The following is a 3,419-nucleotide window of genomic DNA, read 5'->3' on the forward strand; positions in this document are numbered from 1 at the left end:
AAATTTACCCGTAAATTTATATGAAAAGATAGATTTCATCGATTATCGCCTCCGGTAAATGGTCGCGGATAATGTAAAATTTGACAATAAATTTAGCGCTAAATTTTATGCACAATCTTACAAAAAAGGGAGTTAATGGAGCTTGTTATAGAGCTATTTCTTGCGATCACCGCGCTTGCGATAGTGCTAAATATCGTCTTTAAAATTTTTGAAATTCCCACCATCATCGGCTATATCGTCGCGGGCGTGTGCTTTTCGCAGATCTATAGTCTAAGCAGTGTCGAAAACGCCCATATGTCCGAGCTGGCGGAATTTGGCATCGTCTTTTTGATGTTTACCATCGGGCTTGAGTTTAGCTTCCATCACCTGATGAGCATGAAAAAGGACGTGTTTTTTAATGGCATACTCCAAGTGCTTGGCACCGGTATTATTCTAGCGCTCATCATCGATCAAGCTTTCGGCGGAAACATAAAAACCGTGATGATTATCGGGCTTGCGCTCGCGCTTAGTTCGACGGCGATCGTGCTAAAAACGCTCAACGAAACAGGCGAAATCAACCAAAACTACGGGCGCAAGGTGCTTGGCATCCTGCTCTTTCAAGACCTCGCTGTCATTCCCATTTTACTGATGATTGACATATTCGGCTCGACTGACAATACCCCCGTGAACTATCTAATCTTAAAAACCGCCGTAAGCGCCGCCATAGTGGTAGTGATCCTTTTCGTGCTCGGTAAATTTGCTTTTAACCGCTTCCTCTACTACGTCGTAAGGACAAATTCTAAAGAAATTTTCATCGCGACCATCCTTTTTACCGTCGTGGGGGCTAGCTTTTTGGCGCATGTTTTTGGCTTTTCATACACGCTGGGCGCATTCATCGCGGGTATGCTCATCGCAGAAACCGAGTATAAACACGAGATAGAGGCCGATCTGACACCGTTTCGAGACATACTGCTGGGACTTTTTTTTATCACGATCGGCATGCAGATAAATTTTGAAGTCATCGTCTCGCACTATGGGCTGATCCTGCTCGCTATTATCGTTATAATGGCGCTTAAAACGGTTATGATTTACGCGATCTTATTTCTCTCGACCGGCAAAAGGATAGCGCTAAAAGCGGCGCTATCGCTATGTCAGATAGGTGAGTTTGCGCTTGCGATCTTTTCGCTGCTGATGAGCCGCGATATGCTAAGTAAGGAAAACGGGCAAATTTTAATTACAGTCGTAACAGCGACGATGATTTTAACGCCGTTTATTCTTAAAAATTTAAACAAAATCGCCAACCGTTTCGAGTCTAAAGTTGAAAAGCTCGAGGATGAGGAGCATAAAACTCAAATCCCGCCGATGAAAAATCATATCATTGTAGCAGGCTACGGCAGGATAGGACAGGAAGTGGTGCTGCGCTTGAAGGATCAGGGGCTGCTATACGTAGTCGCCGAGAGCGATTTAGAGCTCGTGGATCTGGGCAAATCGCGCGGAGAGAATATATACTTTGTAAATATAATGCAAAAAACTGCGATAGACGAGCTGCATGCGCGCGATGCGTCGGTCATCATCCTAACGATCGCAAATCAGCAAAAGCTCGACATCGTCGCTAAGATGCTAAACGGATCTAATTTAAAAGCAAATATCATAGTGATGCATACGGGTGCCGATCCACAAAGCGAGCTGCAGAGCGAATACGGCGAAAATTTTATCTTCGTAAAAAAGGAGAGAGTAGTAGCCAATGCGCTTTTACAAGAGGCGCTGAAATGCAAGCTAACGCAGTAGCCTTGAGCGTTTAAGATCAAATTTAAACGCATTTGCTATGCCTAAAATCTCCACGCTCTTTATTTTCTTACTTCTATACTCAGCTAATTTAAAGCGTTTTAATGAACGTAGATAAATAGATATATTTAAATGGTGGGCTTGCAAATTTAAAGACGCAAAGTGCTCTGCTTTGGATTGATTTAAATTCTAAATTTAAGCTGTCATTCCACAGCAAAGGGATACTCCGACAAGGAGCTGATGAAATATATTTGAGCGATAAAGTTATTTAAAAATTCGTTTAAATTTTACTAATTTCACTCTTTTATCTCTTTATAAACGCTTAAGTTGCGTGCTAGGCAAACAAGGGTAGTAATAACGGACACAGGCGTCACTGCTAGAAGATAAAATAAGCCAAAAAATAGCCCTATATCGTTAGATTCACTACCGCCGCCGGCAAGCCATAACGCTATAGCCATAATGGGATAATACAAAACCAATGTCACAATCGCAAAATTTTCTATCGCGAAAATCGTATTGCTTTTTTCGGGATTTTCTACGAAAAGTTTGCTGTATCTGCGCTTTGAAAAGAAAAATATAATCGTGCAAATGGCGCTAACTATAAATGCCCAGTGTAATTCGTACGAATCTGATAAAAATAAAATCAAAAAAACCGTTGTTGCAAAACTCACGAAAGCAAATCTGATCAAACGGTGAATTTGATATTTTTGCTTTAAATTTTTTGCAATTTGTGCTAGAGCTTTGCCGTACTCCAGCGCTTCCTTTTTGCTTTTGGATAGATTCTGTTTCAAGGCTCGCGTCATTAAATTTTTGCTCAAATTTAGCGGCTTCATCTTGGGTAGCTTGCGCCTCGCCGTTTGTTTTGTTAAAATTTTGCTCGCCGGAAATTTTATCAGCGACCGCTCCGCCGATTTTTGTCTGCGATTTTAGTGCCGGTAAATATACGGTCTCATCGGCGTCAAATTCCGGATTTGCGTTATATGTTATTATCGCCACCGGAATAGCGATAAAAATAGCGGGTATAATCTGACGTGTATCCCAGTCTATGTGATATTTTATCTGTAAATAAAATCCGATTAAAGCATAAAGGACGTAAAATATCGCAGCCACATGTATCCATATAAGCATAAAGGCCTTATCTGCATCACTAAATAAAAGCAGGGCATATTTTTTATACTTCAGCCTGTTTAGGCAGACGAGTATATTTATCGCAGATAGCGCGAGCATGCATAAAAACGACATTATGGGCGCATCATGTACAAACATAAGAAACACGACGATATAAATCAGAAAGGTCAAAAGCATCCCGAAAAACAGATATCTACAAAAGCGAAATCTATCGTAGCTTTTTAAAATTTCTTGCGGAATTTGGCTGATGTCCGCGGGGATTTTGTCTTTTTGCATTTGCATTTTTACCGCCTTTTTCGATTATTTTAACTCAAATTTTGCTTTTTTACTCCGTAGCGTTTTAAATTTAATGAATCGAGCTTTTTGACTTGCTTCTTTTTTGGCAGACAAGCGATCCCGATTTCACATTAAATTTTAAAAGCGAATACTTACCGGCTCTTGCAATTTTATCGATAAAATTTTTGGCAGGCTAAATTTACGCTTCTTTTCTAGCTAAATTTAGCTTCAAAATTTATCTTGCTCCATTT

2 protein-coding genes are annotated in these 3,419 nt (G+C 40.4%); one reads left to right on the forward strand and one right to left on the reverse strand.

The genetic code is table 11. The features are described 5' to 3' along the window. The first annotated feature begins 135 nt into the window (after nt 1-135). Nucleotides 136-1,767 carry a cation:proton antiporter gene (locus tag Q0095_RS01325; protein ID WP_297880647.1) on the forward strand — a complete coding sequence of 544 codons (1,632 nt, stop codon included), beginning with the start codon at nt 136-138 and terminating at the stop codon, nt 1,765-1,767. Nucleotides 1,768-2,358: 591 nt separating this feature from the next. Here the strand turns inward: Q0095_RS01325 and Q0095_RS01330 are convergent. After that, on the reverse strand, nt 2,359-3,168 hold the full coding sequence (locus tag Q0095_RS01330; protein WP_297880650.1) for a hypothetical protein: 810 nt from the start codon (nt 3,166-3,168) through the stop codon (nt 2,359-2,361). Nucleotides 3,169-3,419: the final 251 nt, after the last annotated feature.

Origin of the sequence: uncultured Campylobacter sp., from assembly GCF_938045535.1 — a bacterium.
GTDB lineage: Bacteria > Campylobacterota > Campylobacteria > Campylobacterales > Campylobacteraceae > Campylobacter_B.

What these genes read in the sequence shown, in the direction of transcription:
- Q0095_RS01325 (WP_297880647.1), top strand. Translation starts at nt 136, where the DNA reads ATGGAGCTTGTTATAGAGCTATTTCTTGCGATCACCGCGCTTGCGATA.
- Q0095_RS01330 (WP_297880650.1), bottom strand. Translation starts at nt 3,168, where the DNA reads ATGCAAAAAGACAAAATCCCCGCGGACATCAGCCAAATTCCGCAAGAA.